Genomic DNA, 25,944 nt, shown 5'->3' on the forward strand with positions numbered 1-25,944 from the left:
CATGACCCAGATCAAACAAGGCGACACGGTACGCATCCACTACACCGGAACCCTGCTCGACGGGAACACCTTCGACAGTTCCGAAGGGCGCGACCCGTTGCAGTTCGAGGTGGGGTCTGGCCAGATCATTCCCGGTCTCGATCAGGCGTTGCCCGGTATGGCGGTGGGCGAAAAGAAGCGGGTGGAAATCGCCTGTGTCGACGCCTATGGCCCACTCAATCCCGAAGCGCGCCAGGCGATCCCGCGCGAAGGTATCCCAGACGACATCCCGGTGGATCTGGGAACCCAGTTGCAGATGCAGGCCCCCGATGGCCGGATCATCCCGGTCACCGTGGTCGAGGTGACCGAGGCCACCGTGACGCTTGATGCCAACCATCCGCTGGCCGGTCAGGACCTGATCTTCGACATCGAGATCGTGTCGATCAACTAAGCAAAAGGCCCTGCTCGGATAGAGCAGGGCCTTGTTCATCTCTGGCTGTTACGCGGCTCTGTGGCGCTACATGGATTCGGGCTGCGGCATGCCCAGAACATGGAACCCGCCATCGACCCGGATGATCTCGCCCGTGGTGCAGGCGCCCGCGTCGGATGCCAGGTAGACCGCGGTTCCGCCCACTGCCTCCAGCGTTGCGTTCGACCGGAGCGGTGCGTTCTGGTCGCAGAACTTGAAGGTCTTGCGCGCCCCGCCGATGGCGGCGCCGGCAAGCGTCTTCATCGGGCCGGGCGAGATCGCGTTCACGCGGATGCCGTCCGGACCCAGGTCGTTGGCCAGATAGCGTGTCGCCGATTCCAGCGCCGCCTTGGCCACGCCCATTACGTTGTAGTTCGGCACAACCCGGTTCGACCCCTGATAGGTCAGGGTCAGCAGCGAGCCGCCGTTTTCCTGCATCAAGGGATAGGCGCGGCGCGCCACCTCGATGAAACTGTAGGCCGACACGTCCATCGAATGTTTGAAATTCGCCCGGGTGGTGTTCAGGAACCGCCCCGTCAGTTCCGACTTGTCCGAATAGGCGATCGCATGCACGACAAAGTCGATCGTCGGCCAGCGCGCCGACAGTTCGGCAAAGGCGCGGTCAAGCGACTCGTCGTTGGTAACATCGGCATCGACCATGAAATCGCTGCCGATGCTTGCCGCCAGCGGCTCCAGCCGTTTGCCGAATGCCTCACCCTGATAGGTAAAGGCCAGTTCGGCCCCCGCATGGTGCATTGCCCGCGCAATGCCCCAGGCAATCGAATGATCGTTGGCCACGCCCATGATAAGGCCGCGTTTGCCCTTTAGTATGTCCGACATGCGTCCTTACCCCCTGAACTTGCTCAGCACCATCGAACCGTTGGTGCCGCCAAAGCCGAAACTGTTGGTCATGACCGAATCCAATCCGGCATTTTCCACGTATTTGGTCGCAACCTCGCCGGGGCGAATGCCCTCGGCCAGCGTTTCGACATTGATCGAGGGCGTGATGAAATCGTGTTCCAGCATCAAGAGACAGAAAATCGCCTCGAGCGCGCCCGCCGCCCCCTGTGCGTGACCCGTCATCGACTTGGTCGAACTGATCGGCGGCACGCGGCCCTCGCCAAAGACACGGCGCACCGCCTCGACCTCACCCAGGTCACCGACCGGGGTCGAGGTGCCATGCGCGTTGATATAGCTGATTTTGCGATCCTCGGGCAGGGTGGACACCGCCAGCCGCATCGCCCGTTCGCCGCCTTCACCCGAAGGCGCCACCATGTCGTGCCCGTCCGAGGTCGCGGCATAGCCGGTCACTTCGGCATAGATCTTGGCGCCACGCGCCAGGGCGTGTTCCAGCTCTTCCAGCACCACGATGCCGCCGCCGCCCGAGATCACGAACCCGTCGCGATCCTGGTCGAACGCGCGCGAGGCTTTCTCGGGCGTGTCGTTGTATTTCGACGACATCGCGCCCATCGCGTCGAACAGGCAGGAAAGCGTCCAGTCCAGCTCCTCGCCGCCCCCGGCGAACATCACATCCTGCTTGCCCATCATGATCTGTTCGGCGGCATTGCCGATGCAATGCAGCGAGGTCGAGCAGGCCGAGGTGATGGAATAGTTCAGGCCCTTGATCCGGAACGCGGTGGCGAGGTTGGCCGAAATCGTCGAGCACATGCACTTGGGCACCGCAAAGGGCCCGATCCGCTTGGTCGCACCGCTGCTCAACACCGCCTGATGCGCCGCCAGCATGGCGCTGGTCGACGGCCCGCCCGAACCTGCGACCAGGCCCGTGCGCGGGTTCACGATATCATCCTCGGTCAGGCCGGAATCGGCAATCGCCTGGCTCATGGCGATATGGGCATAGGCCGCGCCCGGCCCCATGAACCGCAAGGTGCGCTTGTCCACATGTTCCTTGACGTCGATCTTCAGAGTTCCGGCGATCTGGCTGCGAAACCCGTGTTCCGCCATTTCGGGGCAAGCCTCGATACCCGAGCGCCCAGCCCTGAGAGAGGCGGTGACTTCCTCGGCATTTACACCGATCGAAGAGACTATCCCCAAACCGGTCACAACCACACGGCGCATGAACGAACTCCTTTGTTGCGTTGTGCCTGTGTAGGGTAGCGGGGTGGGCTGGGCAAGCCAATAGGCGGACACGCCCGGGCACGGGTGCGTGCCATGGATTCGGGTTTCCCGAACATTGAGATTGCCGCCGGGCTGTGGCAGCCTGAACCTGCCCGGCTTCATAGGGTACCCGGGCGACGAAACCGAAAGGACGCGCTGCGCCGCTGGCCGATGACATGACCGTCGAGATCCCAGATCTTCGGGCCTATCCGAACTTGAGCGGAAAGACGCTGCTGATCTGTGTCGGCGCGGCAAAATGCGCGACCAGTTGGCTGCACGATTATCTCGGGTCACGCGCCGAAGTGGCGGTTTCACCACTGAAAGAACTGCATTTCTTTGACAGCAAGTTTCCGGAACTTGCCTTGGGTGACCCCGATGGCCTGGCTCTGGCGCGGTTGTCCTTTCAGTTGGGGCAGGCGGGCGATCCGGCGGAAAATCTCAGGCGGCGGGCCATTTTCCAGGCCAGCGTCGACAACGTCCAGATGATTTACGACGACAACGCGTATTTCGGGCATTTCGCCCGGATATGCGGGCCAGAGACGCGCTGTTTCTGCGACCTCACACCTTCTTATTCGGTCATCGGAGTCGAAGGCTTCGCCTACATGAAGCGGTTCTGTGCCAGTCAGGATATCGAGGTGAAGATCCTCTTTCTCATGCGTGATCCGGTTCAGCGGTTCTGGTCGCAACTGCGCCACCTGCAACAGATGAACCCGGTCAACGATGTCGCCACGAAATGGCAAAACGCGCTGAGCGCGCCGGCAATTCTGGCCCGCGCCGACTATCGCGGGATCATACTGGCGCTGGAGCAGGTCTTTCCTTCGTCGAGCCTGCTGTATCTTTTTTATGAATCCTTGTTCGAGGGAGAAGACACGATCGGCCGCCTGTGCGATTTCCTCGGGATTCCGTTTTCGCCTGCTGTCTTTACCCCGCGGCAGAACGAGACGACCGTTAGGGTTCCGCTCCGCGATGAGGCCCGAGATACCCTTCGTCAACATCTTTCCCGGCAATACGACTTTTGCCGGGACCGGTTCGGGAGTTCCTTACCGGGCTCTTGGCTGACTTGACAGCGCTGGGTTGTGACGCTCGACTCTTCGGGTCGTTTTTGCTATCATACCGCCACTTTTCTGAACTGCGTGACCTGTTTCGGTAACCCCGAAAAGAAGCCGGGTGTTTCGCCCCGGCGACATCGTCTTTTTGCAGAAGGAATTTTACAATGCCAGAAGACGCCATCGGTTTCGAATTCTTCAACGACAATCAGAACCCGCGCCTGACCATCGTCAACGACGCGGCGGTGCAACATGCCAGCGGCCGCCTGTCAAACGAAATTGCCCATCTCAGAGCGTTTGATCACCTCGAAATGCTGTCGAAGCGGTCCAGAGTGCGGCGCAACGCAAGGCGTTGCTGAACCCTCCGGGCTGGGATGACAATGTGCCACCGGACGCCACGGATGGAAGTGATTTCTTCCTTCTGGGATAGCGAGCAGAAAAGACGTCTGGAGGCCGGAGGGACTTCCAGATCGCGCAATGATGCGTGGAAAACCTCAGCTCTCGCTGAGCGCCACTTTCATGTCCTTGACCTGATAGATCACTTCGCCATCGGCCTCGACAATGCCGTCGGCCACGCCCATGGTCAGGCGGCGGGTCTGGATCGCCTTGGTGAAATCCACCTTGTAGGTCAGCATCTTGCGGTCGGGCCGCACCATGCCGGTCAGCTTCACCTCGCCCACACCCAGCGCATAGCCGCGCCCTTTCCAGCCTCGCCAGCCGAGGTTGAAGCCGGTCAGTTGCCACAGGCCGTCCAGGCCCAGGCAGCCGGGCATGATCGGGTTGCCGGGGAAATGGCAGTCAAAGAACCACAGGTCGGGAGTGATGTCGAATTCGGCGCGAATGTGACCCTTGCCATGGGCGCCGCCATCGGCGGAAACCTCGGTGATCCGGTCCATCATCAGCATCGGCGGCGCCGGAAGCTGTGCATTGCCCGGGCCAAACAACTCGCCACGCGCACATTTCAGCAGATCGTCCTTGTCAAAACTGCTTGGGAATTGCGCCATGTGCCCTGGTCTCCTGCATGGGTATTCTTGCGGTAACTTGCCCCCTCTAGCATCGCCCAACCTTGTCCCGCAAGGGTGGCAGCGGCAGATGTGACCGGACGCCCCGGGGCAAGATGCGAATGAAATTCATTTGAATTCTATGCCCCGGGGGCCTTATATATGCATTCAGCCGTAGACAGGACAGCATGATGACGCCCAAATCACAGGAAATCGCCACCGATTGGCTGGTTGCCGCGGGATTGCGTCCTACCCGTCAGCGGGTTGCCCTGGCCGAGTTGCTGGTCGGCGATGGCAAGCATCGTCACGTGACGGCCGAAAGCCTGTTCGATTCGGCCAAGTCCCGCGGCGCGGCCGTATCGCTGGCCACGGTCTACAATACCCTGCGCGCTTTCTGTGAGGCCGGCGTTTTGCAAGAGATCACCGTGGACGGCTCGAAAAGCTATTTCGACACCAACACCCACGACCATCCGCATTTCTTCTGGGAAGACGAGGGGCGTCTTTCCGACGCGCCATCGGATCAACTGGTGATCCATCGCTTGCCCGACGCGCCCGACGGGGTCGAGATCGCCTCGGTCGATGTGGTGATCCGGCTGCGGCGTAAATCCTGATCAACGCCCGCGAAACAACTCTGCCAGAACCCGCCATGCCCGCCCGGTGGTGGTATCCGCCGGTCCGGTGCCATGGCGCACAAGGATCACGTCTTCGCCCAGGTCGGGGTTCGCGACCCGGCGGCTGATCAATGGCATGCCGTCATAGCTGAACGCATGGGGCGGGTTGGCATAGCTGATCCCCACCCCCTCGCCATGCGCGGCCAAGCTGCGCAGCAGTTCCAGCGTTGGGGCGCGGTGCGCGATCGTGGGGTTCAGACCCCGGACGCGGAACAGTCCCAGCATGTGCTGCGCCGACAAACCCTCGTCCGACAGGATCAGGGGAAAACCGGTCAGCGCCGCCAGATCGGGCGCTGTCCCCTGGCACAGCGGGTGATCCGGCGCCATCACCGCATGCGGATGGCTGTCAAAGAGTGCCTCGCGGTGAAATCCCGCATCCAGTCCCAGATCATAGGTCAGGGCCAGATCGACCTGCCCCTTCAGCAGGCCGGATATCAGCGCTTCGAACCCCTCGGCGTGATAGCTGACGGTCACATCCGGCATGGCCTGGCGCAAGGCGCGCAGCGCGGGTGCCAGCAGGAACGGCGCCAGATCGGCAAAACATCCCAGATGCAGGCGCTGCTGCGCAGGGCGCGGATGCGCCGGGTCCTCGATTCGGGCCGCATCGGCCAGCAACGCCTCGGCCGAGGCGATGAAACGTCGCCCTTCGGGCGTGACGGCCATGGCCGACCCGCGCCTGCGGATGAACAGCGGATGGCCCAGATGTTCCTCGATCCGGGCCAGCGCCGCCGAAAGCGCGGGCTGCGAGACATGCAGCGCAGCGGCCGCCGCCGACAGGCTGCCATGGCGGCCCACGGCACAGACATATTCGTATTGCCGAAGCGTAAGGTATAACATGAGCTTATTTATTAGTTTTTAAGATATGATTTGAACAGGGGGGTGTTTCGGATGAAAACCACAGACAAACCTCAGCCACCGGAGAGCCCGAGATGCCGCACCCGCTTGTTACGCCCGAGATGATCGAAACCTTCCAGCGCGACGGCGTGGTCCTTGTCAAAGGCCTGTTCGCCGATCACGTCGACACCCTGCGAGCCGGGATCGAGTCGAACATGGCGGCACCAGGCCCCTATGCTTCGGAGAATCGCAAAGAGGGGCATACGGGTCTCTTCTTTGACGACTATTGCAACTGGGACCGCATCCCGGAGTTTCGCGAGGTGATCGAAACCTCGCCCGCCGCCGAGGTCGCCGCCGACCTGATGCAATCGCAGACCGCACAGATGTTCCATGACCATGTTCTGGTCAAGGAGCCGGGCACCTCGATGGCGACCCCCTGGCACCAGGACGGGCCCTACTACTTTGTCGACGGGCGCCAGACCATCAGCTTCTGGTCGCCGCTCGATCCGGTGAAAGAGGCGACGTTGCGCTGTGTCGCCGGGTCCCACCTGTGGGAAAAAGAGGTTTTGCCAACCCGCTGGGTCAGCGAAGAGGGGTTTTTCCCCGACGAAGGCCAGTACATGCCCATCCCAGACCCCGAGGCCGAGGGCATGCGCATTGTCGAGTTCGAGATGCAGCCGGGCGATGCAGTTGCTTTCAACTACAAGACCCTGCATGGCGCGCGCGGCAATACCAGCACTTCGCGCCGTCGCGCCTTCTCCCTGCGCCTCGTCGGTGACGATGCGCGCTATGTCGAACGTCCGGGCCGCACCTCGCCGCCCTATCCTGGTCACGACATGGTTCCGGGTCAGCGCCTGCGCGAGGATTGGTTCCCGGTCCTGTACCAGCGCCGCGACCAAGATTGACGCCCGGACGGTGAGCACGCATCATCGGTTCCTGTCTGAACTGCGGATTTGATTGGAACATTGTGATGCGTGCAATTCTGTGTGTTGCCCTGGCGGGCATGGTCGTCGCCGGGTGTGAGAAATGCAATTCCCCGGCGGATGTGAATGTCGGCGTCGGGGTCGGATCCGGCGGTGCCACCGGCGGCGTCTCGGTTGGGCGCAGTTGCGGGCCGGGTTACATTTCCATCGGCACCGGCAACAGCTGGCACGTGTCGTTCTAGACCGGATCCGTCAGAACCACTGCCCCGGTTCCATCAGCCCCAGATCGAGCAACTGGCGCGAATGCCATTCGAAGGGCGTGGAATTGTGCCAGCGGAAACTGTGGATCTCGAAGGTCGAGCCCGGGTTCTTCTTCAGCGCCTTGGCCGTGCGGAACGAACAGATCGCCGCCGTCAGGTTGTGGTGCCAGGGGCAGGCATAGGTATTGTATTCCTGATCCTCGAACGTGTGATTGGGCAGGATCTTCAGCCCGGGTTTTGCCTTGAACAGCGCGATCCGGTCGATCTTTCGGCTGTCCTTCGGAATATGTTCCTCGTGCCGCCAGCGCACACCGCCGAAAAAGTCGAGCTGGCGTTCGCGCGGGTGGCCGGTTTCCGGGTCCTTGCGCGCCTGGGCGTAATACCCCGATCGGTCGAGAAAGGCCCGGTCCAGCGAAACACCCATGGGGCAGGCCTGCAAATCGTCGGCATAAAGGTCGATGACATAGGTCAGCATCGCGTCGCGCCGTTCCTCGCCGTGGAACGTCAGCATCTCGCCCACGCTGCGCGTCTCGCAGAAGGGAAAGAACAGGTATTCGGCATTGTAGCAGTAATACATCCAGATGCCCGGCGCCGCCGCGATGATCCGGTTGATCGCATTGACCACCGCGTTACGCGGCCCGCAGTCGTACGGGATGCGGTGAATGCGCGCCTCGACATCTTTCGGCAGGACAAATGCATCGGGCATAAAGACCAGAACGGACTTGAACCCGGATTGGATGTGATGGCGCATGGTGGTGGCCAGTTCTACATCGTCCTCGACAAAGATCATCGCCACCGGTCCCTTGGCCAGCGCCTCGGCCCCGGTTTTCAGGAAATGGTCCAGCGATGCGTATTCCATGCCTGTCTTCCACCCTTGCCTGTCTGGCATTCTGGGCCAACTTCGGTTAATTGCGCGTGCATTGCAAGCGACGCCCGATCCCTGTAGACGCCGCCGCTGATCTCGCGAAAACAAAGGCCTGTCCGATGTCCGACCCCAAGAAGCTGTTTATCAAGACCTATGGTTGCCAGATGAACGTCTATGACAGCGAGCGTATGGCCGAAGCGCTTGGCGGGCAGGGCTATGTCGAGACGCAGAGCGCCGAAGACGCGGACATGATCCTGCTCAACACCTGCCACATCCGGGAAAAGGCGGCGGAAAAGGTCTATTCCGAACTGGGACGGTTCAAGGGGCTGAAGGCCGCCAAACCCGATCTCAAGATCGGGGTTGCGGGCTGTGTCGCCCAGGCCGAGGGCGAGGAGATCATGCGCCGCCAGCCGCTGGTCGATTTGGTGGTCGGCCCGCAGAGCTATCACCGCCTGCCCGAACTGGAGGCCAAGGCGCGCGCCGGGGAAAAGGCGCTCGACACCGATTTCCCCGAGGAAGACAAGTTCGAAAAACTCAAGAGCCGCCCCAAGGCGAAACGCGGCCCGACCGCGTTCCTGACCGTGCAGGAAGGCTGTGACAAGTTCTGCGCCTTTTGCGTGGTGCCCTATACCCGGGGTGCCGAGGTCAGCCGCCCCGCCGACCGAATCCTGCGCGAGGCCAACGAACTGGTCGAACGCGGCGTGCGCGAAATCACGCTCCTGGGTCAGAACGTCAACGCCTATCACGGCGCGGGGCCCAACGGTGACATGACGTTGGCCGGTCTGATCTGGGAGCTGGACAAGATCGACGGGTTGGAGCGCATCCGTTTCACCACCAGTCACCCCAACGACATGACCGACGACCTGATCGAGGCGCATGGCACCTGTGCCAAGCTGATGCCTTACCTGCATCTGCCGGTGCAGGCGGGGTCGGACAGGATCCTGAAACGGATGAACCGCAGCCACACTGCTGAAAGCTATCTGCGCCTGGTCGAGCGCATCCGCGCCGCCCGCCCCGATATTGTTATGTCGGGCGATTTCATCGTGGGCTTCCCCGAAGAGACCGAGGCCGATTTCCAGGCCACGCTCGATCTGGTCGAGCAGGTCCGCTATGGCTATGCCTATTCGTTCAAGTATTCGACCCGCCCTGGCACCCCGGCGGCCGAGCGGGTACAGGTCGACCCGGCCGAGGCCGACGATCGCCTGCAACGGCTGCAAGCGGTGATCACCCGCCACCAACGCGAGATCCAGGACAGCATGGTTGGCCGCGAGGTCAGTGTCCTGTTCGAAAAACCCGGCCGCCTGCCCGGCCAGATGGTCGGCAAGAGCGAATACCTGCACGCTGTTCACGTGCAGGCCCCCGGCCTGTCGGCCGGTCAGATCGCGCGGGTCCGGATCGTGGCCTCAGGCCCGAATTCGCTGGCAGGCGAACCGGTCTGAGGCCGCGCCCGGTCAGTGCGACGGTGGCGTTTTCGCCATGATCTCCAGCAGCGAGGTCCGCATGTAGTCATGCTGGCCGACGCCCCATTCGTCCCGGCAGATGCGCTCGCCGATGGCATGCGCCTGCGGATAGGAATAGCCGATCTTGACCAGGTCCTCGACAAAGACCGCATTGGGGCGGTCCCAGATCACGTCCCGGGTCGGTCCGCGGAAGCAGCTGATGGTGATGTTGTAGCCGTCAGTCCCCGGTTTCGTCGGACGCTGCTGCGCCACGGCGGAACCAGATGCCACGACAGTACTCGCCAGGAGGATCCCGGCGACCAGATAAGCTTTCATGTCAATACCCCCACGTCTGACAGGAAATATGTAACAGCGCCGTACAGCCCGACGCCGACCTGTTCCGGACATCCGGAAAGGCAGGTCCATACTATCTGATTGCAACCCATTGCGATAGCTGTCGAAACGGCGCCCAAAGCCGATCATTGTTCCCGGCGTGGCGCAGAATGACGGGTTGACCGGCGGCTTTGTCGCCCCCGCCAGCACAATCAGGCCAGAGCGCCCGATGTCTTTGCCCGTGACGAAAGCCGCGACTCACCCCGATGCCGGGCCCCGGCGCTTTGTGTCGGATCAAGGACAATTCGGTTACCACCTAGGGGAGTGTCCCCCAAAAGGGCACAATATGTGGTGGTTTTCACTTCACAGTTATGCAGAATTTTCATATGGTTGAACCAGTTTCGCGTTCGACGATCGGCATGTTTGCGCCGGTTGCCGAAGGTGGGGGAGCCAGGTGAGGATTTGATACGGTGTCTGATTTCAATCTCAAAAAAGTGGCGGTCGCAATTGCAGTCGCCCTGGCAGTATCCGGGGCTGCTGTCGCGCCGGCTACTGCGCAATCCAGTACCACGGGTACGCAACGCACCATCGTGGGCGAACGTTATGTACCCACGATCTGGGTGGACCCCGACGGATGCGAGCACTGGGTGATGGACGACGGCGCCGAGGGGTACATGACTCCGCATGTCTACCCCGATGGAAAACCCGTCTGCCGGCGTGGCCAGCTGTGCGGGATGATGCCGACGGATCAGTTCTTTGCCACCGACAAGCACAATATCAATTCGGCGGGCAAGGCGCGCTTGCAGGAGTTCTTCCGCAAGGCGATGCCGGGCACGCGGTATTTCGTGGTTGCGGGCCATACGGACAGCCGCGCCTCGGACGAGTACAACATCCGCCTCTCTGAACGCCGCGCAAACGCGGTTGCTCAGGTTGCGCGCTCCGTTGGTGCGCGGATCGGCGACATTCGTGCTTATGGTGAGCGCGACCCGCGGGTTCCGAACACCAGCGCCGCCAACATGGCGCAGAACCGTCGTGTCGAAATTTATTGTATCCGTTAAGGAGAGTTGGAAATGACAATTTTCAAGGGAGTTGCCGCTCTGACTCTGGCAGTCACTGTTTCGGCTTGTGCACCGGCCACCGACAAGACCCGCGACCGTAACATCCTGGATGGCAAAAGCGGGGACCTGTCGCTGTTGACCGCCGGTATCTGGGTCGATCCGGCAGGCTGCGAACACTGGATCATCGACGACGGTCTCGAAGGGTATGCCGACTTGCGGCGAACACCGGATGGTAAACCGGTCTGCAACAGCGAACTGCCGCGCAGCGTGGCGACAGGACCGTTCAAATCAGGGTCCACATTCAGCGATCCGATCTGACCAGAACACCGCTGGTACAAAGACCGCCCTCGGGCGGTCTTTTTTGTTTCAGAGTGATGAAAACTTTGCGGTCATGCTTGCACCTCCCACAATATCTTGGCTACGCTGAGATCAGGACTTCGACAACAGGAGAGCGGATGGCCCTCGGTGCCCTGATCACACCGCAAGACGGCAGCGTCCAGACGGACCTGCACCTGGAATTCCCCGACAATCGGCTGTTGATAGACTTGTGCGGCGAACACGACCGTCACCTGGTGCTGATAGAGCAGGTGCTGGGGGTGCAGATTGTCCGCCGCGGCAATCACCTTTCGATTCTGGGCGACGACCCCGAGGCCCGCGCCCGCGCGGGCGAGATCCTCGAGGCGCTTTATGAGCGGCTGCAATCCGGTCGCACTGTCGAGGGGGCCGATGTGGACCGCGAATTGCGCATGGGACGGATCAGCGAAGAGCCCGACCCGCGTGATGGCGACCAGCTGGAAATGTTCCTGGGCGGGCGGTTCGAGATCAAGACCCGCAAGAAACCGGTCGAACCGCGCACCGAGGCGCAAAAGGCCTATGTGAAATCGCTGTTCGAAAACGAGCTCGCCTTCGGCATCGGCCCCGCCGGTACCGGCAAGACCTATCTGGCCGTGGCTGTCGGCGTCACCATGTTCATCAACGGTCTGGTCGACCGTATCATCCTGAGCCGTCCGGCGGTCGAGGCGGGCGAGAAGCTGGGCTATCTACCCGGCGACATGAAGGACAAGGTCGACCCCTACATGCAGCCGCTCTATGACGCGCTGAACGATTTCCTGCCGGGCAAGCAGGTGGCCAAGCTGATCGAGGAGAAGAAGATCGAGATCGCGCCGCTGGCCTTCATGCGCGGGCGCACGCTGGCCAATGCCTTTGTGGTGCTGGACGAGGCGCAGAACGCCACCACCATGCAGATGAAGATGTTCCTGACCCGTCTGGGCGAGGGCAGCCGCATGGTGATCACCGGCGACCGCAGCCAGGTCGACCTGCCGCGCGGGGTGACTTCGGGTCTTTCCGATGCCGAACGGCTGTTGAAACCGGTGCCGGGCATCAGCTTCAACTACTTCACCTCCAAGGATGTGGTCCGGCATCCGCTTGTCGCCGCCATCATCGAGGCGTATGAGGCCGACGCAGGTTGATCCGCCTGGCCGAATGGCGGGTCGCGACCTGAGAAAGCCGGGGCCGCAATGACACTTGATATCACCCTCGAAGATCCGCGCTGGGTTATCCTACCGCCCTTGGCGCAGCGGGCCGCCGACGCGGCCCTGCGGCATTTTGGCCTGGACCCCGAAGAGTGCGAGATCAGCCTGTTGGGTTGTGACGACGCCCGGATATCGGAACTCAACGCCGATTTCCGCGGCAAACCCGTGCCGACAAACGTGCTGAGCTGGCCATCCGAAGATCTCGCCGCCGACGCTCCGGGCGGCACACCCCTGGCGCCCGAGCCGGATTTTACCGGCATGATTCCCCTTGGCGACATCGCGATCGCCTATGACACTTGCCAGCGCGAGGCAGAGGCGGCGGGCAAGCCCATGACCGATCATGTCACGCATTTGATCGTTCACGGGGTGTTACATCTCTTGGGTTACGACCATATCCGTGACGAAGACGCAACGCTGATGGAAGGTTTGGAGGCGGAGATACTTGGCAATCTGGGCCTCGATAACCCATATTATACGGACTGAAGGGCCACGACGCTCTGGATTGGATTAGGATTAATGGGCGACATAGAGGGCAGTTCTAGCGCAGCGCAAAGCGCGCAACCGGATATTCCCGGCGAGACGAACGCAGAAAGATCAGGATTTTTCACCCGCATCATGGATGCGTTTTCCCCTGGCGACGGCCAGGAGCAGCCCGAGACCTCGGGCACTTCGGTTGCGCCTGCCGTCACGCCCGGTCTTTTGAACCTGCGGCGCATGCGGGTCGAGGACGTGGCCATCCCCACTGCGGAAATCATTGCCGTGCCGGTGACCATATCCAAGGAAGAGCTGGTTCAGGTGTTCCGCGACAGCGGGCTGACCCGGATCCCGGTCTACGAGACCACGCTCGATACCCCGCTCGGCTTCGTGCACCTCAAGGACCTGGCGCTGACCCATGGGTTCAATGGCAATTCGGCGGTGTTCGATCTGGCCTCCATGCTGCGGCCGCTGCTGTTCGTGCCGCCGTCTATGCCCATCGGTGTTCTGCTGACCAAGATGCAGACCGAACGGCGCCATATGGCGCTGGTGATCGACGAATATGGCGGGGTCGATGGCCTTTTGACCATCGAGGACCTGATCGAACAGGTGGTGGGCGAGATCGAGGACGAGCACGATACCGATGAGGCGCAGACCTGGATAAAGGAACGCCCCGGCTGCTACATCGCCCAGGCCAAGACGCCGCTGGAGGATTTCGAGGCCGAAATCGGCCGCTCTCTGACCAGTCACGAGGACGTGGACGAAGAAGAGATCGACACGTTGGGCGGACTGGTCTTCATGCTGTCCGGTCGGATCCCGGCCCGGGGCGAAGTGGTCCTGCACCCCGAGGGCGTTGAATTCGAAGTCATGGATGCCGATCCGCGACGCATCAAGCGGCTGCGCGTCATGATACCCGAAGCCGCGGCATGACCTTTTTGTCCGGCTGGCGTTTGTGGCAACGCATGCTGCTTGCCGCAGCCTTGGGCGTGATCGGGGCATTGGGTCTGGCGCCGACCTCGATCTGGGTCGCCACGGTCAGCGCCCTGCTGGCGGTGCCGGCGCTGTTTCAGGCGTCCCGCTCGCGGACCGAGGCTGCCCTGACCGGGTGGGCCTTTGCCACCGGCTATTTCGGCTATGCGCTTCTCTGGATTGTCGAGCCGTTTCTGATCGACATCGCGCGGCACGGCTGGATGGCGCCCTTTGCGCTGATCTTCATGGCCGGCGGGTTGGCGCTGTTCTGGGCGGCGGCCTTTGGGCTGGCGGCCATGCCTTGGCGTACTGCCGAGCGGCGGACCTGGTTGCTGATCCTTTCGCTGGGAATCGCAGAGTTCGCGCGCGGCTATGTGCTGACCGGATTTCCCTGGGCGGGTCTGGCGCAGGTGTGGGTGGAAACCGATGCCGTGTTGCTGCTGGCCTGGATCGGCCCCAACGGCCTCGCGGTCCTCACCCTTCTGGCTGTGTTGCCCCCTGGGTCGGCTTTGGCGCGTGGCATGGGCGGGTCTGCCCTACTGCTGCGCTGCATTCCCGCCATGGCGTTCGGACTGGCAATTCTGGCGGTGGATGCGATCCGGCCGGAGGTCGAGAGCACGGGAAAACGGGTCCGGCTGGTACAGCCGAACGCGCCGCAACACCAGAAATGGGACCCCGACTGGTACCCCGTCTTTCTGGCCCGGCAACTCCGGTTCACCGCCGAAGGTCCGGAGCCCAATCTGGTGGTCTGGCCCGAATCCTCGCTGCCCTATTGGCTCGACGGCGCAGGTCCGGCGCTGGAAGAAATCGCCACCGCCGCGCGCGGTGCGCCGGTCGTCGTTGGCGTGAACCGGGCCGAAGGGACGCGCATCTTCAACTCTCTTGCGGTGGTGACACCCGAGGGTGTTGCCGATCCGGTCTATGACAAGCACCACTTGGTTCCCTTTGGCGAATACGTCCCCTTTGGCGATGTGCTGGAATCCTTCGGCATCTCCGGCTTTGCCGCCCGCAGCGGGCAGGGGTTCAGCCCCGGACCGGGGCCGGACGTGCTCAGGATACCTGGGATCGGTGTCGCGGTGCCGCTGATCTGTTACGAGGCGGTGTTTCCCCAGGACGTGAACGCGGTGCCGGGGCGGCCGGACCTGCTGTTGCAAGCGACCAACGACGCCTGGTTCGGAACCTGGTCGGGCCCCTATCAGCACCTGGCACAGGCCCGAATGCGGGCGGTAGAGCAGGGATTGCCGATGGTGCGCGCCGCCAATACCGGGGTCTCGGCAATGATCGACCCGCTGGGCCGGATCACCGCCGCCCTGCCCCTGAACAAGGCAGGTTATCTCGATGCCGAACTGCCCTTGCCGCTGAACCCGACCGTCTACAGCCAGACCGGGGACTTGCCATTGTTGATGGCGATGCTGATCCTGCTGCTTGGTGCGGCAAGGATACAGGCGCGTCCCGAACCGGCAAATAGCGATTGACCTCAACAAATGCGGGGCGTATCCCGGCTCAGACCTGCCACAACGGCTTCCTGGCGTGGCGCGGGTATTCATTAATGGAGCACTTTGCATGTCCCGACAGAACTACATCTTCACTTCGGAATCCGTTTCCGAAGGGCACCCGGACAAGGTTTGCGACCGGATTTCCGATGCCGTCCTCGACGCGTTTCTGACCGAAGAGCCCGAGGCGCGGGTTGCCTGTGAAACCTTTGCCACCACCAACCGCGTCGTGATCGGCGGCGAAGTCGGCCTGTCGAACAAGGACAAGCTGCGCGAATACATGGGCCGCATCGAGGAAATCGCGCGCGCCTGTATCAAGGATATCGGCTACGAGCAGGACAAGTTCCACCATGAGACGGTGGAAGTTACCAATCTTCTGCACGAACAGTCAGCCCACATTGCCCAGGGCGTCGATGCCTCGGGCGAGAAGGACGAAGGCGCTGGCGACCAGGGCATCATGTTCGGCTATGCCACGACCGAAACGCCCACGCTGATGCCCGCCCCGATCCAGTACAGCCATGCCATCCTGCGCCGTCTGGCCGAGGTGCGCAAGAACGGCACCGAGCCGGCGCTTGGCCCGGATGCGAAATCGCAGCTCTCGGTGATCTATCGCGATGGCAAGCCGGTGGGCGTGTCCTCGATCGTGCTGTCGACCCAGCACCTGGACGAGGCGCTGACCAGCGCCGACATCCGCGCCATTGTCGAGCCCTATATCCGCGAAGTCCTTCCCGAAGGCTGGATCGGCGCCGATACCGTCTGGCACGTGAACCCGACCGGCAAGTTCGTCATCGGCGGGCCCGACGGTGACGCCGGTCTGACCGGCCGCAAGATCATCGTCGACACCTATGGCGGTGCCGCGCCTCATGGCGGCGGTGCCTTCTCGGGCAAGGATCCGACCAAGGTGGACCGCTCGGCCGCCTATGCCGCGCGCTACCTGGCCAAGAACGTGGTCGCCGCCGGCATGGCCGAGAAATGCACCATCCAGCTCAGCTATGCCATCGGCGTATCGGCGCCGCTGTCGATCTATGCCGATACCCACGGTACCGGCACGGTCGCCGATGCCGAGATCGAGGCCGCCATCCCCAAGGTCATGAACCTGACGCCGCGCGGCATCCGCACCCATCTGAGCCTGAACAAGCCGATCTACCAGCGCACAGCCGCCTATGGTCATTTCGGCCGCGACCCCGAAGCCGACGGCGGCTTCAGCTGGGAGCGCACCGACCTAGTCGAGGCGCTCAAGAAAGCGGTCTGAACCGGAAAATGACAAAGGGGCGCGGGAAACCGCGCCCCTTTCGCTTCTATCGGCCGGGGTCCCGTCTTGCACCCGGCGCGCGGTCGCAGTAACCCCACGGCCATGAGCAAAACCATCCCCGACCGCCCGCGGCGCAACTTCTATGGCCGTATCAAGGGCAAGACCCTGAAACCGAACCAGCGGACCTATCTGGACGAGGACCTGACGCCCCTGTCACCGGGTCCGGTGAGCTGGCAGGACAATCCCGCGCGCGCACCGCTGGATCTGGACGCGCTCTTTGGTGGCCGCGAGACATGGCTCGAGATCGGGTTCGGCGGCGGTGAGCATCTGGTGCATCAGGCGGCTTCAAACCCCGGCATCGGCATCATCGGCGCGGAACCCTTTATCAACGGGGTGGCGATGCTGTTGGGCAAGATCCGCGCAGCAGAGGCCGACAATGTTCGGGTGCATCCGGGCGATGTGCGCGACCTGTTCGACGTACTGCCACCGCAGAGCATTTCACGCGCCTTCCTGCTCTATCCCGATCCCTGGCCCAAGAAACGGCATCACCGGCGCCGTTTTGTGACCCCCGAACATCTGGAACCGCTGGCGCGGGTGCTGAAACCCGACGCCATCTTTCGCGTGGCCACCGACATCCCCGACTATGTCCGCCAAACGCTGGAGGAAGTGCCGCGTGCCGGTTTCGAATGGCTGGCCGAGGCGCCCGCCGACTGGCGCCAGCCCTGGGGTGACTGGATCTCGACCCGCTACGAGCAAAAGGCGCTGCGCGAGGGCCGGGTGCCGCATTACCTGACCTTCCGCCGCACCCAGGACTGACCGGTTCAAACCGGCGCGGGGTCATTCATCCACTTGAACTGCCGCCCCTTGGTGAACCAGGCCAGGGCAAAGGCCCACAGCATCGTTGTCTCAAACACAAAGGTCAGGTTCCACTGGTTCCACCAGACCTTGAACTCGGGACCGGTCAGAAAGCCGATGCAGGCCAGCAGGGTCACACAGCCAAGGATCGTGTAGCCGCATATTCCATACACCAGGTTGCGCCGCCGTTTGCTCTCGATCAGGCGGTTGTCTCGAACGTGCCGCTCGGGCACGATCCGCCGCATCACCACCAGACAGTACACCCCGAGATAGATGAACAGCACCGAGGCGGCCATTCGGTGCACGTCTCCCACATCTGGAAACAGCATGAAGAAGCTGCCATCGGGCATCGGAACCACGCGATCGGGCGGACCCGAGTGATATTGGACAAAAACCCGTGACAAGAACCCCGGATGGTCCTCGCACCCATTGCCGATAGTCGGAAAGATCGCCACGAAAAAGGCACCTACGCCCGCAATGAAGGATCCCGTATCCTCGATCCAGTGTTCACCGGAATAAGCGATCATGAAGCCGCCGATAAAGCTCAGAAGGCCGACAAAGATCGATCCGAGAACCTGTGCGTAATAATAATGGCTGATGCTGTCGCGATAGCAGTCTCCATCCAGGCGCGCCCCGAGTACCATGATGATCGGCAGGCAGAGCGCAACGAGACCAACCAGGAAAGCCAGCCGGTTCTGCGTCCGCAGGTTCTGCGACTGCAACGGATCCTTCTCGGGCTGCCTGGGTTGAATCCACCTGGTGGAACCCGTGGTCAGAATGTTGGTGTTGTCCGGCATGGTCGTTTCCCTTCCCTGCTCGGTTCTGCCCGAGGGTCCGTTCAGTCTACCACACCGGACGATGCCGGCTAAGCTTCGTGATTCTGCCTGCAAATCGCTCTGGACCGTCTCGGACCGATTGGATAGGGCTTGGGCGACTTAAGAAAGAGGTTTCCCGCATGTCCGGACACGGCACACCCATCCCGATGACCTCGCATCCCTGCGGTCCGTTGAACGGCGTGGCAGAGGTGCCGGGCGACAAGTCGATCTCGCACCGGGCGCTGATCTTGGGTGCGATGGCGGTGGGCGAGACCCGCATCACCGGCCTGCTCGAAGGCGAGGATGTGCTGGACACCGCCAAGGCGATGCGTGCCTTTGGCGCCGAGGTGACGCGGCACGCGGATGGATCCTGGTCGGTGCACGGCGTTGGTGTCGGCGGCTTTTCCGAGCCGGATCAGGTGATCGATTGCGGCAATTCCGGCACCGGCGTTCGGCTGATCATGGGGGCGATGGCAACCTCGCCCATCACCGCGACCTTTACCGGCGATGCCAGCCTGAACAAGCGCCCCATGGCGCGGGTCACCGATCCGCTGGCGCTGTTCGGGGCAAAGGCTGTGGGCCGCAAGGGCGGCCGCCTGCCAATGACCATCGTGGGTGCCGCTGATCCGGTGCCGGTGCGCTACGCGGTGCCGGTGCCTTCGGCCCAGGTGAAATCGGCGGTTTTGCTGGCCGGGCTCAATGCACCCGGCCAGACCGTGGTGATCGAGAAGGAGGCCACCCGGGACCATTCCGAGCGGATGCTGGCGGGCTTCGGCGCCGAGGTCACGGTCGAGGATACCAACGAAGGTCGTGTCATCACCCTGACCGGGCGGCCCGAGCTGAAACCGCAGGTGATCGCGGTGCCGCGCGACCCCTCCAGCGCCGCTTTCCCGGTCTGCGCCGCGCTGATCACGCCCGGCTCGGATGTGCTGGTGCCCGGCATCGGCCTGAACCCGACGCGCGCAGGCCTCTTCACCACGCTGCGCGAGATGGGCGCCGATCTGACCTATGAAAACGAGCGCACCGAAGGGGGCGAGCCGGTGGCCGACCTGCGCGCCCGCTATTCGCCCGACATGAAGGGCATCACCGTGCCACCCGAACGCGCCGCCAGCATGATCGACGAATACCCGGTCCTGTCGGTGGTGGCCGCCAATGCCCAGGGCGTGACCATGATGGGCGGCGTCAAGGAGTTGCGCGTCAAGGAAAGCGACCGGATCGACGCGATGGCGCGCGGGCTGCGCGCCAATGGCGTGACGGTCGAAGAGGGCGACGATTGGTGGGCGGTACATGGTCTGGGCATCGGCAAGGTGCCGGGCGGCGGCACTTGCGAGAGCTTCCTGGATCACCGCATCGCCATGTCCTTCATGGTGATGGGCATGGGGGCTGCGGCGCCGGTTTCGGTCGACGATGGCAGCCCGATCGCCACCTCCTTCCCGATTTTCGAGCCGCTGATGGGCGGGCTGGGCGCCAAGGTTGAGCGGAGATGACCTTTACCGTGGCCATTGACGGGCCTGCGGCTGCGGGCAAGGGTACGATCTCGAAAGCTGTGGCCGCGCATTTCGGCTTCGCCCATCTCGATACCGGTCTCCTCTATCGCGCGGTGGGGCGCCGCACGCTGGACGGCGAGGCGGCCGAGGTCGCCGCGCGCACCCTGCGGCCTGAGGACCTGGAGCGTGACGACCTGCGCACCGCCGAGGTGGCACAGGCCGCCAGCAAGGTGGCAGCAATCCCCGAGGTGCGCGCCGCGCTGGTCGATTTCCAGCGCGCCTTTGCCCGCCGCGCCGGGGGCGCGGTGCTCGATGGGCGCGATATCGGCACCGTGATCTGCCCCGAGGCCGAGGTGAAACTCTTTGTCACCGCCAGCGCCGAGGTGCGCGCCGAACGCCGCTATCTGGAACTGACGGCCAAGGGCCATGTCACCACGCTGGATGCGGTTCTGGCAGATGTGCGCGAACGCGATGCCCGCGATGCGGACCGCGCCACCGCGCCGATGAAACCGGCCGAGGATGCGGTGCTTCTGGATACCAGCGCCATGGATATCCCCGCCGCGCTGGCCGCCGCGATTGCCCAGATCGAACGGAAGAGGCCCGGCCGGGGCTGATCCGTCACCCATCCGTGATTCCGAATTTGCCCGGAAACAGGTTACGCTGGTTCACCTGAACCGGAGAACCCTGATGACACGATGGCTTGCCCTCTGCCTTGTGGCCCTGACCCTGCCCGCCGCCGCGCAAGAGGCCGAGGCGCCGATGACCTATGAACGGCTGGGCCGCATCGTCTTTGCCCTCGACCCCGAGGCGGAACCTCAGGGACCGGGTTTCACGATGCGGGTCGGCGGTGTGGCCATCCTCATCGTCACCGACCAGGAGGCCGACCGGATGCGGGCCATGTCGCCGATCCGCCCCGCCAAGGGGCTGACCCAGGCCGATCTGGAACGCATGATGCAAGCCAATTTCGACAGTGCGCTGGATGCCCGCTATGCCATTGCCAACGGGACCTTGTGGAGTGTGTTCATCCACCCCCTGTCGCCGCTCGAGCGCGACGAGTTCATTTCGGGGCTGGGTCAGGTGGCGAATGTGGCGCAGAGCTATGGCACGCTCTATTCCGGCGGGGCGCTGCAATATGGCGGTGGCGACAGCGGCGGCTTGCAGCGGCAGTTGATCGACGAGCTTCTGAAAAAGGGTGAGGACCTCTAAACCCCTACAGCGCCCCGGCCAGCTCCGCGACAAACACGCCCAGGTAGTTCCCCACCGCATAGCCCAGGATCGCGATTGCGATACCGGGCACCAGCAGCGACCGGTTGCGCAGCGCGCCGCAGATTACCGGGATGAAAGGCACCGACATGATCGCCGCACCCGAGGCCACCAGATAGGTATCGCGGTCGATCCCGAACAGGCGGCAGAGCAGCGCATGCAGCGCCATAGCGCCCAGCAGGATAAAGGCGAAGTAACCGCCAAGTGCCCAGTTCATCCCGGTCAGAACCGACAGATCCAGCAAGGTGGCCGAGCTGAGGCAGAAGATCAGGATCAGATACATGCCAAGGTGAAAGCTGGTCGGACTGGTGTGCAGCCGGGGCACAAACGCTCCCAAAAGGCCGAATGTGGTGATCAAGAGGATCGTCGCAGTGCCCGACCAGGCCTCGGGCAGCAGACCCGCGAGCACCACCGCCACCCCGACACAAAGCGCCGCCGCGCCGAAGGCCAGCGCTGACCCCACCAGCCCCGACCGCTCGATCAACCGGGCATATCCGTGCGCACTGTCATCGGCGATATGGGCGGCGTTTGCCGCATGATCGGTCTCGGCATGGGGCACAAAGGGCGGCAGGATCAGACCCGCCAGCCTTTGACCCACCAGCAGGATGACCATCATGTAGCCGATGGAAAACACGATGTCATAGGTCACCATGGTCAGAAACAGCGCATCGCTGGCCCCTGTCGCGCTCTTGATCGCACCCATGTTGACCCCACTGCCGGTATAGGCGCCCACCGCCATACCTGCGACCTGCGGCAGGTCCACGATCCGACCCTGAAACAGCAGCACGCCCAGCAGGCTGGCAATACAGACCGAGATCAGCGACAGCGCCATGGCCAGCCCGGCGCCATGCGCCTCGGTCAGAGCGCGGCGCAGGTTGGCGGCAAACAGGATCAGGGGCAGGGCCAGCGCCACGCTCACCTCCTGCACCGTGGTCTGCATTTCGGTGAAAGCGCTCAGGTCCAGGCTTAGCGCCAGCGCGAAACCGATGGCAAAGGTCAACGGCACCACGCCGATCCGGTCCAGCGCCGGTATCCGCGCCGCCAGCCAGATGATCAGCGCGGGCAGCGCCAGCAGGGTTAGGGCAAACAGCATCGCGCCTCCTAATGTGTCTCGTGCCAGACCGGCCACCAATCGGTGATCGCGGTCCCGTCGAACGCGGCGATATCGCCGAATTGCAGGAACAGCGCCTCGCTCTGACGCGGACGGAAGAACAGGAAATCACCGGGTTTCAGGCCACTATCTGCGGGCAAGTCGTACATCTCCTGATTGCTGGAATGCCCGAACAGGGCCGAGCGCCGCGCGCCCGCCGGGTGACAGGGATCGGCCAGCCAATTGCCGCCATAGATGAAACAGGCTCTTTGCGGCGAGCGGCCCAGCAGACGCAACACCCGGCTCAGCTCACGCGCCATCGGGATTTCGGGCCGTTCCACGGTTTTCAGCACCGGGGCGGCGATAAAGGCCGCCGGTTGCAGCGCCTCCAGCGCGGGCAGGTCGAAATCGGTCGGTTTGACCAGGGCCGAGGCCAGCGCCACTTCGGTCTCCGGCCCGCTCCCGTCATAGAGCATGAAGGTGCTGCTGCCGCCGGTGTTATAGATCAGCGTGGCGGCGGCCTCTGCCCCCAGCGTCTGGACCGCCAGCGCATGAAACCGCGCATAGGCCGCCCGCGCCGCGTCCAACGCGCGTGCGGGGCTGGTGATCGCGCGGGGCAGGCGGGCGATATGCGGCTCATACCCCATCAGCCCGGTCAGATGCAGGTTCGGATCGTCGCGCAGGCGGGTCAGGGCGGCTGTGAAATCTCCGGCCCGCTCCAGCGTAAAGCCGCCCCGATGCAGCCCGATATCGACCTCCAGACAGATGCGCAGGGAGCGGCCCGACTGGGCCGCAAGCGCGCCGTATTCCGCCAGCCGTTCCGGGCTGTCGATCAGCCAGTTCACCTGAGCGTCCAGCGCGGGCGATACGCCTGCCACGGCGCCCACTGGCATCGGCTTGCCCAGCAGGATATCTGCCTCTGGAAACACCGCCGCCGTCTGCCGGACAAAGGGCAGGTGAAAGCTCATCAGCCTGTTGGTGTCCAGCCCCGCCATCACCTGCCGCAACAGGTCCGGTGCCGGCAGCGATTTCTCGACCACGCGCAGCGCAAGGCCCGGCGCTGTCATCCGGCGCACCGCCGCCATATTGGCCGCCAGCCGTTCGCTATCCACCACCAGCGTCGGCAGGTGTCGCCCCGCCGCGATCAAAGCCGCCTGCAAGCTTTGAAAATAGGCCTCAGACATCCCCGGCCCCGAACAGCGCGGCAGTATGGGGGTTGAGGAACTTGCCCACCGGATCAAGCCGTGCCCGCAATGCGGCGAACCGGTCAAAATCAGGATAGAGCGCCGCCAGATCGGGGGCCGTCAGCGAATGCAGCTTGCCCCAATGGGGCCGCCCTCCATATTCGCGCAGCATTGGCTCGACTGTGCCAAACAGCATGTCCAGCGGTTCAGAGGCCAGCTTGTGCACCGCCATCGAGACCCGCGTTCCATCGTTGAAGGGCGACAGCCACGCGTCATCCTGTGCGGTGAACCGCACCTCCATGGGGAAAAAGCTCTCCTTGCGGGACTCCAGCGCCGCCACCACCTCACGCACCGCCTCTTGTGCGCGGTCCTCGGGCAGGTGGTATTCCATCTCGTTCATTCGTGTGGCGCGGGCCGTCGAGAGCAGTTTCCAGTATTCGTCGGTCGTGTCCTCCAGCACCCCGTCGGCGGGCACCTCCAGCGCCACATAGGCGCCGAACGCGCGCCGCCGCAGCCAGGGCCACCAACCCAGAATATCGCGCAGGTCCTTGAGCGTGGCGATCCAGTCTTCGTCCTCGCTGGGCACACGCCCGGCGATCTCTCCCTCAAACAAGTCATGGGTGATCACCGCCGCATAGCCCAGATTGGGCAGCACGTAGAATTCGAAATTGCGATGGGCGGCGGCCAGATCGTGCATCCGCGCGATCGCCTCATTGGTGGGCAGGACATAGAGCCGACGGTTCAACGCATAACTCGGGACCAGTTTCAGCGTATAGCGGGTGATCACCCCCAGTGTTCCCAGCGACACCCGGCCCGCATCGAACAGATCGGGGTCGCTGGCGCGGGTCACGTCGCGGGTGGACCCATCGGCGGTGATCAGCCGGAACCCTGTGATACAGCCATGCATGGCCTGCAAGCCGCGCCCGGTGCCATGGGTGGCGGTGCTGAATGATCCGGCCAGCGTCTGCACGTCGATATCTGGCAGGTTGGCAAAGCCCAGCCCGTGTTCAGCCGCCAGCATCGCCGCCTGCCGCAGCCGGGTCCCGGCGCCGAACGTCGCCAGCCCCGCCGCTGCATCGACCGAGATCAGCCCCGACAGTCGCCCGGTATCGAGGATCATGTCCTCGCTCGGCACCAGCGCCGAAAAGGAATGGCCCGACCCCACCGGGCGAATGCGCCCCGGCCATGCGGCGATACGGGCGGCCAATTCCTCTTCCGAGGCAGCAGAATAAACCTGCTCTGGCGTGGCAACCTGATAGCCCGACCAGTTGCGCCAGACCTGGCGGTCCGGCGGGGCAGGGGGGATGTCGGGGCTATAGCCGGGCCGGGTGAAATCGCGGCTCAGCCAATGGGCCTGCATCGCCGCTGGCACTGCCAACCCGGCCAACGCGCCATATCCCAGCAATTTGCGCCGCGTCAGTGTCATTGCCGCCCCTCCCCGGACATGAACGCGATCAGCGCGGCCAGTTGATCGTCCGAACAATCCAGACACAGGCCCATCGCAGGCATGTTCCCGAACCCGTTGCGTGCCGATAACAACAGGCCATGATCCCCGCGCACCTCTTGCCGCGCCGCCCAGGCCGGGGCAAAGCCGGTCAGCGGTGCCTGGGCCTCGACCAGCGCATGACAGGCCATGCAGGACCGTTCATAGATCGCTGCCAGCTCCGGGTCGATCGGGCGCAGGGTCTCGGCCCGGATGATATCGCTCGCCTCCGGTTCCGGAGGTGCCCCGTCACCGGAGAGCCACCACCAGAGCGCCGCCAGAGCCAGTGCCGAGATCAGCAGGATCAGGGCGCGCATCAGCTTTCCTCCGCAGGGGAGCGCCGCAAGTAGAGCGACAGATAGGCATCCAGCGCGCGCACCATCTCTTCGTGATACTGCGCCTCCAGCGTGGGCGAGGTCTGCCGCGCCATCCGGTCCTCCAGCGTCAGGGCAATCTGCACGGCGGTGGTCGCCACCACCTGCGGGTCGCCGCCGCTAAACCCGTCCAGCCCCCGCGCCCAGCGGTCGGCCAGAAAGCCCACCAGTTCCGCATTGTCGTCATCCTCGACGCTCTGCACCCCGCGCAGCGAGGCCAGCAGCAGCAGGAGGCCCCGGTAATAGGGATGTTCGGCCATGAACACGCGGATCCCCTCCAGCGTGCGCCGGATGCGCAGCACCAGATCCGGCTCGCTTTCGGTGGCAGCAATCGTCTCCATAAAATGTTGGCGCAGGTCGCCCGCCGCGCGGGCCGACAGTTCGTCGAGCAGATCGCGCAGGGTGGGAAAGTAGCGATAGATCGAGCTGACAGGCACGCCCGCCCGCTCGGCAATCAGCGAGGTGTTCAGATCGCCCGGTGGCCGCTCGGCCAACAGCGCGGCGGCGGCATCCAGGATATCCGCAACCCGCTGGCGCGCGCGGGCCTGTTTGGGCGTCGCGCGGGTGTGCATCAGGGTGTTGGTGTCGGCTGGACCCATGGCTCCGCTCTCCTCACACCAGAAAGCGGAAACTTTTTCCGAAAAATTTTCAACTTATTTCGTGCCTGACGTGGCGGCAGT

30 protein-coding genes and 1 riboswitch are annotated in these 25,944 nt (G+C 63.5%); of the genes, 18 read left to right on the forward strand and 12 right to left on the reverse strand.

Going from position 1 to position 25,944, the window contains the following annotated elements; translation table 11 throughout:
* Position 1 precedes the first annotated feature (1 nt).
* Complete coding sequence (locus G0P99_RS19535; RefSeq protein ID WP_164132154.1) at positions 2-430, forward strand: peptidylprolyl isomerase; 429 nt, start codon at positions 2-4, stop codon at positions 428-430.
* A gap of 66 nt (positions 431-496) precedes the next feature.
* On the opposite strand, the gene G0P99_RS19540 is transcribed toward G0P99_RS19535, so the two are convergent.
* Positions 497-1,288: an enoyl-ACP reductase gene (locus G0P99_RS19540; protein ID WP_164132155.1), complete on the reverse strand. Its 792-nt coding sequence runs from the start codon at positions 1,286-1,288 to the stop codon at positions 497-499.
* 6 nt (positions 1,289-1,294) lie between these two features.
* Entirely contained in the window at positions 1,295-2,524 is a 1,230-nt protein-coding gene (gene fabB / locus G0P99_RS19545) for a beta-ketoacyl-ACP synthase I (RefSeq protein ID WP_164132156.1), read from the reverse strand.
* Between the two features lie 215 nt (positions 2,525-2,739).
* Here fabB and G0P99_RS19550 point away from each other — a divergent pair, with 215 nt between their 5' ends.
* On the forward strand, positions 2,740-3,627 hold the full coding sequence (locus G0P99_RS19550) for a sulfotransferase (RefSeq protein ID WP_164132157.1): 888 nt from the start codon (positions 2,740-2,742) through the stop codon (positions 3,625-3,627).
* 149 nt (positions 3,628-3,776) lie between these two features.
* Positions 3,777-3,968: a hypothetical protein gene (locus G0P99_RS19555; protein ID WP_164132158.1), complete on the forward strand. Its 192-nt coding sequence runs from the start codon at positions 3,777-3,779 to the stop codon at positions 3,966-3,968.
* A gap of 135 nt (positions 3,969-4,103) precedes the next feature.
* Here the strand turns inward: G0P99_RS19555 and fabA are convergent, their stop codons facing one another.
* Positions 4,104-4,613 carry a bifunctional 3-hydroxydecanoyl-ACP dehydratase/trans-2-decenoyl-ACP isomerase gene (fabA, locus tag G0P99_RS19560; RefSeq protein WP_164132159.1) on the reverse strand — a complete coding sequence of 170 codons (510 nt, stop codon included), beginning with the start codon at positions 4,611-4,613 and terminating at the stop codon, positions 4,104-4,106.
* Between the two features lie 188 nt (positions 4,614-4,801).
* On the opposite strand from fabA, the gene irrA reads away from it, so the two are divergent.
* Positions 4,802-5,221 (forward strand): iron response transcriptional regulator IrrA, encoded by a 420-nt coding sequence (gene irrA / locus G0P99_RS19565; protein WP_164132160.1) that lies wholly within the window; start codon positions 4,802-4,804, stop codon positions 5,219-5,221.
* Here the strand turns inward: irrA and G0P99_RS19570 are convergent, their stop codons facing one another.
* A complete protein-coding gene (locus tag G0P99_RS19570) occupies positions 5,222-6,118 on the reverse strand; it encodes a LysR family transcriptional regulator (RefSeq protein ID WP_164132161.1) in 897 nt (298 codons plus the stop codon).
* Between the two features lie 92 nt (positions 6,119-6,210).
* Between G0P99_RS19570 and G0P99_RS19575 the strand changes: the two genes are divergently transcribed.
* Positions 6,211-7,020: a phytanoyl-CoA dioxygenase family protein gene (locus tag G0P99_RS19575; RefSeq protein ID WP_164132162.1), complete on the forward strand. Its 810-nt coding sequence runs from the start codon at positions 6,211-6,213 to the stop codon at positions 7,018-7,020.
* Between the two features lie 65 nt (positions 7,021-7,085).
* The gene (locus tag G0P99_RS19580; protein WP_164132163.1) at positions 7,086-7,280 is read left to right on the forward strand and encodes a hypothetical protein; all 195 of its coding nucleotides are present in this window, start codon (positions 7,086-7,088) and stop codon (positions 7,278-7,280) included.
* Between the two features lie 10 nt (positions 7,281-7,290).
* Here G0P99_RS19580 and G0P99_RS19585 read toward each other — a convergent pair whose 3' ends face one another.
* On the reverse strand, positions 7,291-8,157 hold the full coding sequence (locus tag G0P99_RS19585) for a hypothetical protein (RefSeq protein ID WP_164132164.1): 867 nt from the start codon (positions 8,155-8,157) through the stop codon (positions 7,291-7,293).
* Positions 8,158-8,282: 125 nt separating this feature from the next.
* On the opposite strand from G0P99_RS19585, the gene miaB reads away from it, so the two are divergent.
* Positions 8,283-9,602: a tRNA (N6-isopentenyl adenosine(37)-C2)-methylthiotransferase MiaB gene (miaB, locus tag G0P99_RS19590; protein ID WP_164132165.1), complete on the forward strand. Its 1,320-nt coding sequence runs from the start codon at positions 8,283-8,285 to the stop codon at positions 9,600-9,602.
* Positions 9,603-9,614: 12 nt separating this feature from the next.
* Here the strand turns inward: miaB and G0P99_RS19595 are convergent, their stop codons facing one another.
* Positions 9,615-9,938 (reverse strand): hypothetical protein, encoded by a 324-nt coding sequence (locus tag G0P99_RS19595; protein ID WP_203583174.1) that lies wholly within the window; start codon positions 9,936-9,938, stop codon positions 9,615-9,617.
* A gap of 467 nt (positions 9,939-10,405) precedes the next feature.
* On the opposite strand from G0P99_RS19595, the gene G0P99_RS19600 reads away from it, so the two are divergent.
* The 8 genes from G0P99_RS19600 to G0P99_RS19635 all read left to right on the forward strand — a co-directional run bounded on the left by G0P99_RS19600 (position 10,406) and on the right by G0P99_RS19635 (position 17,529).
* Positions 10,406-10,993, forward strand: coding sequence for an OmpA family protein (locus G0P99_RS19600; protein WP_370462851.1), 588 nt, complete (start codon positions 10,406-10,408; stop codon positions 10,991-10,993).
* Between the two features lie 12 nt (positions 10,994-11,005).
* On the forward strand, positions 11,006-11,311 hold the full coding sequence (locus tag G0P99_RS19605) for a hypothetical protein (protein ID WP_164132166.1): 306 nt from the start codon (positions 11,006-11,008) through the stop codon (positions 11,309-11,311).
* Positions 11,312-11,448: 137 nt separating this feature from the next.
* Positions 11,449-12,462 carry a PhoH family protein gene (locus G0P99_RS19610; protein WP_164132167.1) on the forward strand — a complete coding sequence of 338 codons (1,014 nt, stop codon included), beginning with the start codon at positions 11,449-11,451 and terminating at the stop codon, positions 12,460-12,462.
* Between the two features lie 48 nt (positions 12,463-12,510).
* Positions 12,511-13,008: an rRNA maturation RNase YbeY gene (gene ybeY, locus G0P99_RS19615; RefSeq protein WP_164132168.1), complete on the forward strand. Its 498-nt coding sequence runs from the start codon at positions 12,511-12,513 to the stop codon at positions 13,006-13,008.
* Positions 13,009-13,041: 33 nt separating this feature from the next.
* The gene (locus G0P99_RS19620) at positions 13,042-13,929 is read left to right on the forward strand and encodes a hemolysin family protein (RefSeq protein ID WP_164132169.1); all 888 of its coding nucleotides are present in this window, start codon (positions 13,042-13,044) and stop codon (positions 13,927-13,929) included.
* On the forward strand, positions 13,926-15,443 hold the full coding sequence (lnt, locus tag G0P99_RS19625; RefSeq protein WP_164132170.1) for an apolipoprotein N-acyltransferase: 1,518 nt from the start codon (positions 13,926-13,928) through the stop codon (positions 15,441-15,443). Before G0P99_RS19620 ends, lnt begins: the two co-directional genes overlap by 4 nt.
* A gap of 31 nt (positions 15,444-15,474) precedes the next feature.
* Positions 15,475-15,525: riboswitch (SAM-SAH riboswitch) on the forward strand.
* A gap of 6 nt (positions 15,526-15,531) precedes the next feature.
* Positions 15,532-16,713 carry a methionine adenosyltransferase gene (gene metK / locus G0P99_RS19630; RefSeq protein WP_164132171.1) on the forward strand — a complete coding sequence of 394 codons (1,182 nt, stop codon included), beginning with the start codon at positions 15,532-15,534 and terminating at the stop codon, positions 16,711-16,713.
* A gap of 102 nt (positions 16,714-16,815) precedes the next feature.
* Positions 16,816-17,529 (forward strand): tRNA (guanosine(46)-N(7))-methyltransferase TrmB, encoded by a 714-nt coding sequence (locus G0P99_RS19635; RefSeq protein WP_203583175.1) that lies wholly within the window; start codon positions 16,816-16,818, stop codon positions 17,527-17,529.
* Positions 17,530-17,534: 5 nt separating this feature from the next.
* Here the strand turns inward: G0P99_RS19635 and G0P99_RS19640 are convergent, their stop codons facing one another.
* On the reverse strand, positions 17,535-18,365 hold the full coding sequence (locus G0P99_RS19640) for a hypothetical protein (protein ID WP_164132172.1): 831 nt from the start codon (positions 18,363-18,365) through the stop codon (positions 17,535-17,537).
* 158 nt (positions 18,366-18,523) lie between these two features.
* Here G0P99_RS19640 and aroA point away from each other — a divergent pair, with 158 nt between their 5' ends.
* The 3 genes from aroA (at position 18,524) to G0P99_RS19655 (ending at position 21,076) form a co-directional block, all read left to right on the forward strand.
* On the forward strand, positions 18,524-19,870 hold the full coding sequence (gene aroA / locus G0P99_RS19645) for a 3-phosphoshikimate 1-carboxyvinyltransferase (protein ID WP_164132173.1): 1,347 nt from the start codon (positions 18,524-18,526) through the stop codon (positions 19,868-19,870).
* On the forward strand, positions 19,867-20,484 hold the full coding sequence (locus G0P99_RS19650) for a d(CMP) kinase (protein ID WP_164132174.1): 618 nt from the start codon (positions 19,867-19,869) through the stop codon (positions 20,482-20,484). The genes aroA and G0P99_RS19650 overlap by 4 nt, the downstream gene beginning before the upstream one ends.
* Positions 20,485-20,557: 73 nt before the next feature.
* A complete protein-coding gene (locus tag G0P99_RS19655; protein ID WP_164132175.1) occupies positions 20,558-21,076 on the forward strand; it encodes a hypothetical protein in 519 nt (172 codons plus the stop codon).
* 4 nt (positions 21,077-21,080) lie between these two features.
* On the opposite strand, the gene G0P99_RS19660 is transcribed toward G0P99_RS19655, so the two are convergent.
* The 5 genes from G0P99_RS19660 to G0P99_RS19680 are packed head-to-tail and all read right to left on the reverse strand — an operon-like array spanning position 21,081 to position 25,863.
* Positions 21,081-22,226: a DUF819 family protein gene (locus G0P99_RS19660; protein ID WP_164132176.1), complete on the reverse strand. Its 1,146-nt coding sequence runs from the start codon at positions 22,224-22,226 to the stop codon at positions 21,081-21,083.
* Between the two features lie 8 nt (positions 22,227-22,234).
* On the reverse strand, positions 22,235-23,407 hold the full coding sequence (locus tag G0P99_RS19665; protein ID WP_164132177.1) for a DSD1 family PLP-dependent enzyme: 1,173 nt from the start codon (positions 23,405-23,407) through the stop codon (positions 22,235-22,237).
* Positions 23,400-24,833: a D-arabinono-1,4-lactone oxidase gene (locus G0P99_RS19670; protein ID WP_164132178.1), complete on the reverse strand. Its 1,434-nt coding sequence runs from the start codon at positions 24,831-24,833 to the stop codon at positions 23,400-23,402. Before G0P99_RS19670 ends, G0P99_RS19665 begins: the two co-directional genes overlap by 8 nt.
* Entirely contained in the window at positions 24,830-25,207 is a 378-nt protein-coding gene (locus tag G0P99_RS19675) for a cytochrome c5 family protein (RefSeq protein ID WP_164132179.1), read from the reverse strand. Before G0P99_RS19675 ends, G0P99_RS19670 begins: the two co-directional genes overlap by 4 nt.
* Positions 25,207-25,863 carry a TetR/AcrR family transcriptional regulator gene (locus tag G0P99_RS19680; protein WP_164132180.1) on the reverse strand — a complete coding sequence of 219 codons (657 nt, stop codon included), beginning with the start codon at positions 25,861-25,863 and terminating at the stop codon, positions 25,207-25,209. The genes G0P99_RS19675 and G0P99_RS19680 overlap by 1 nt, the downstream gene beginning before the upstream one ends.
* Positions 25,864-25,944: the final 81 nt, after the last annotated feature.

The organism is Ruegeria sp. PrR005 (assembly GCF_010500245.1).
In the GTDB taxonomy this organism is placed as follows: domain Bacteria; phylum Pseudomonadota; class Alphaproteobacteria; order Rhodobacterales; family Rhodobacteraceae; genus Ruegeria_B; species Ruegeria_B marisflavi.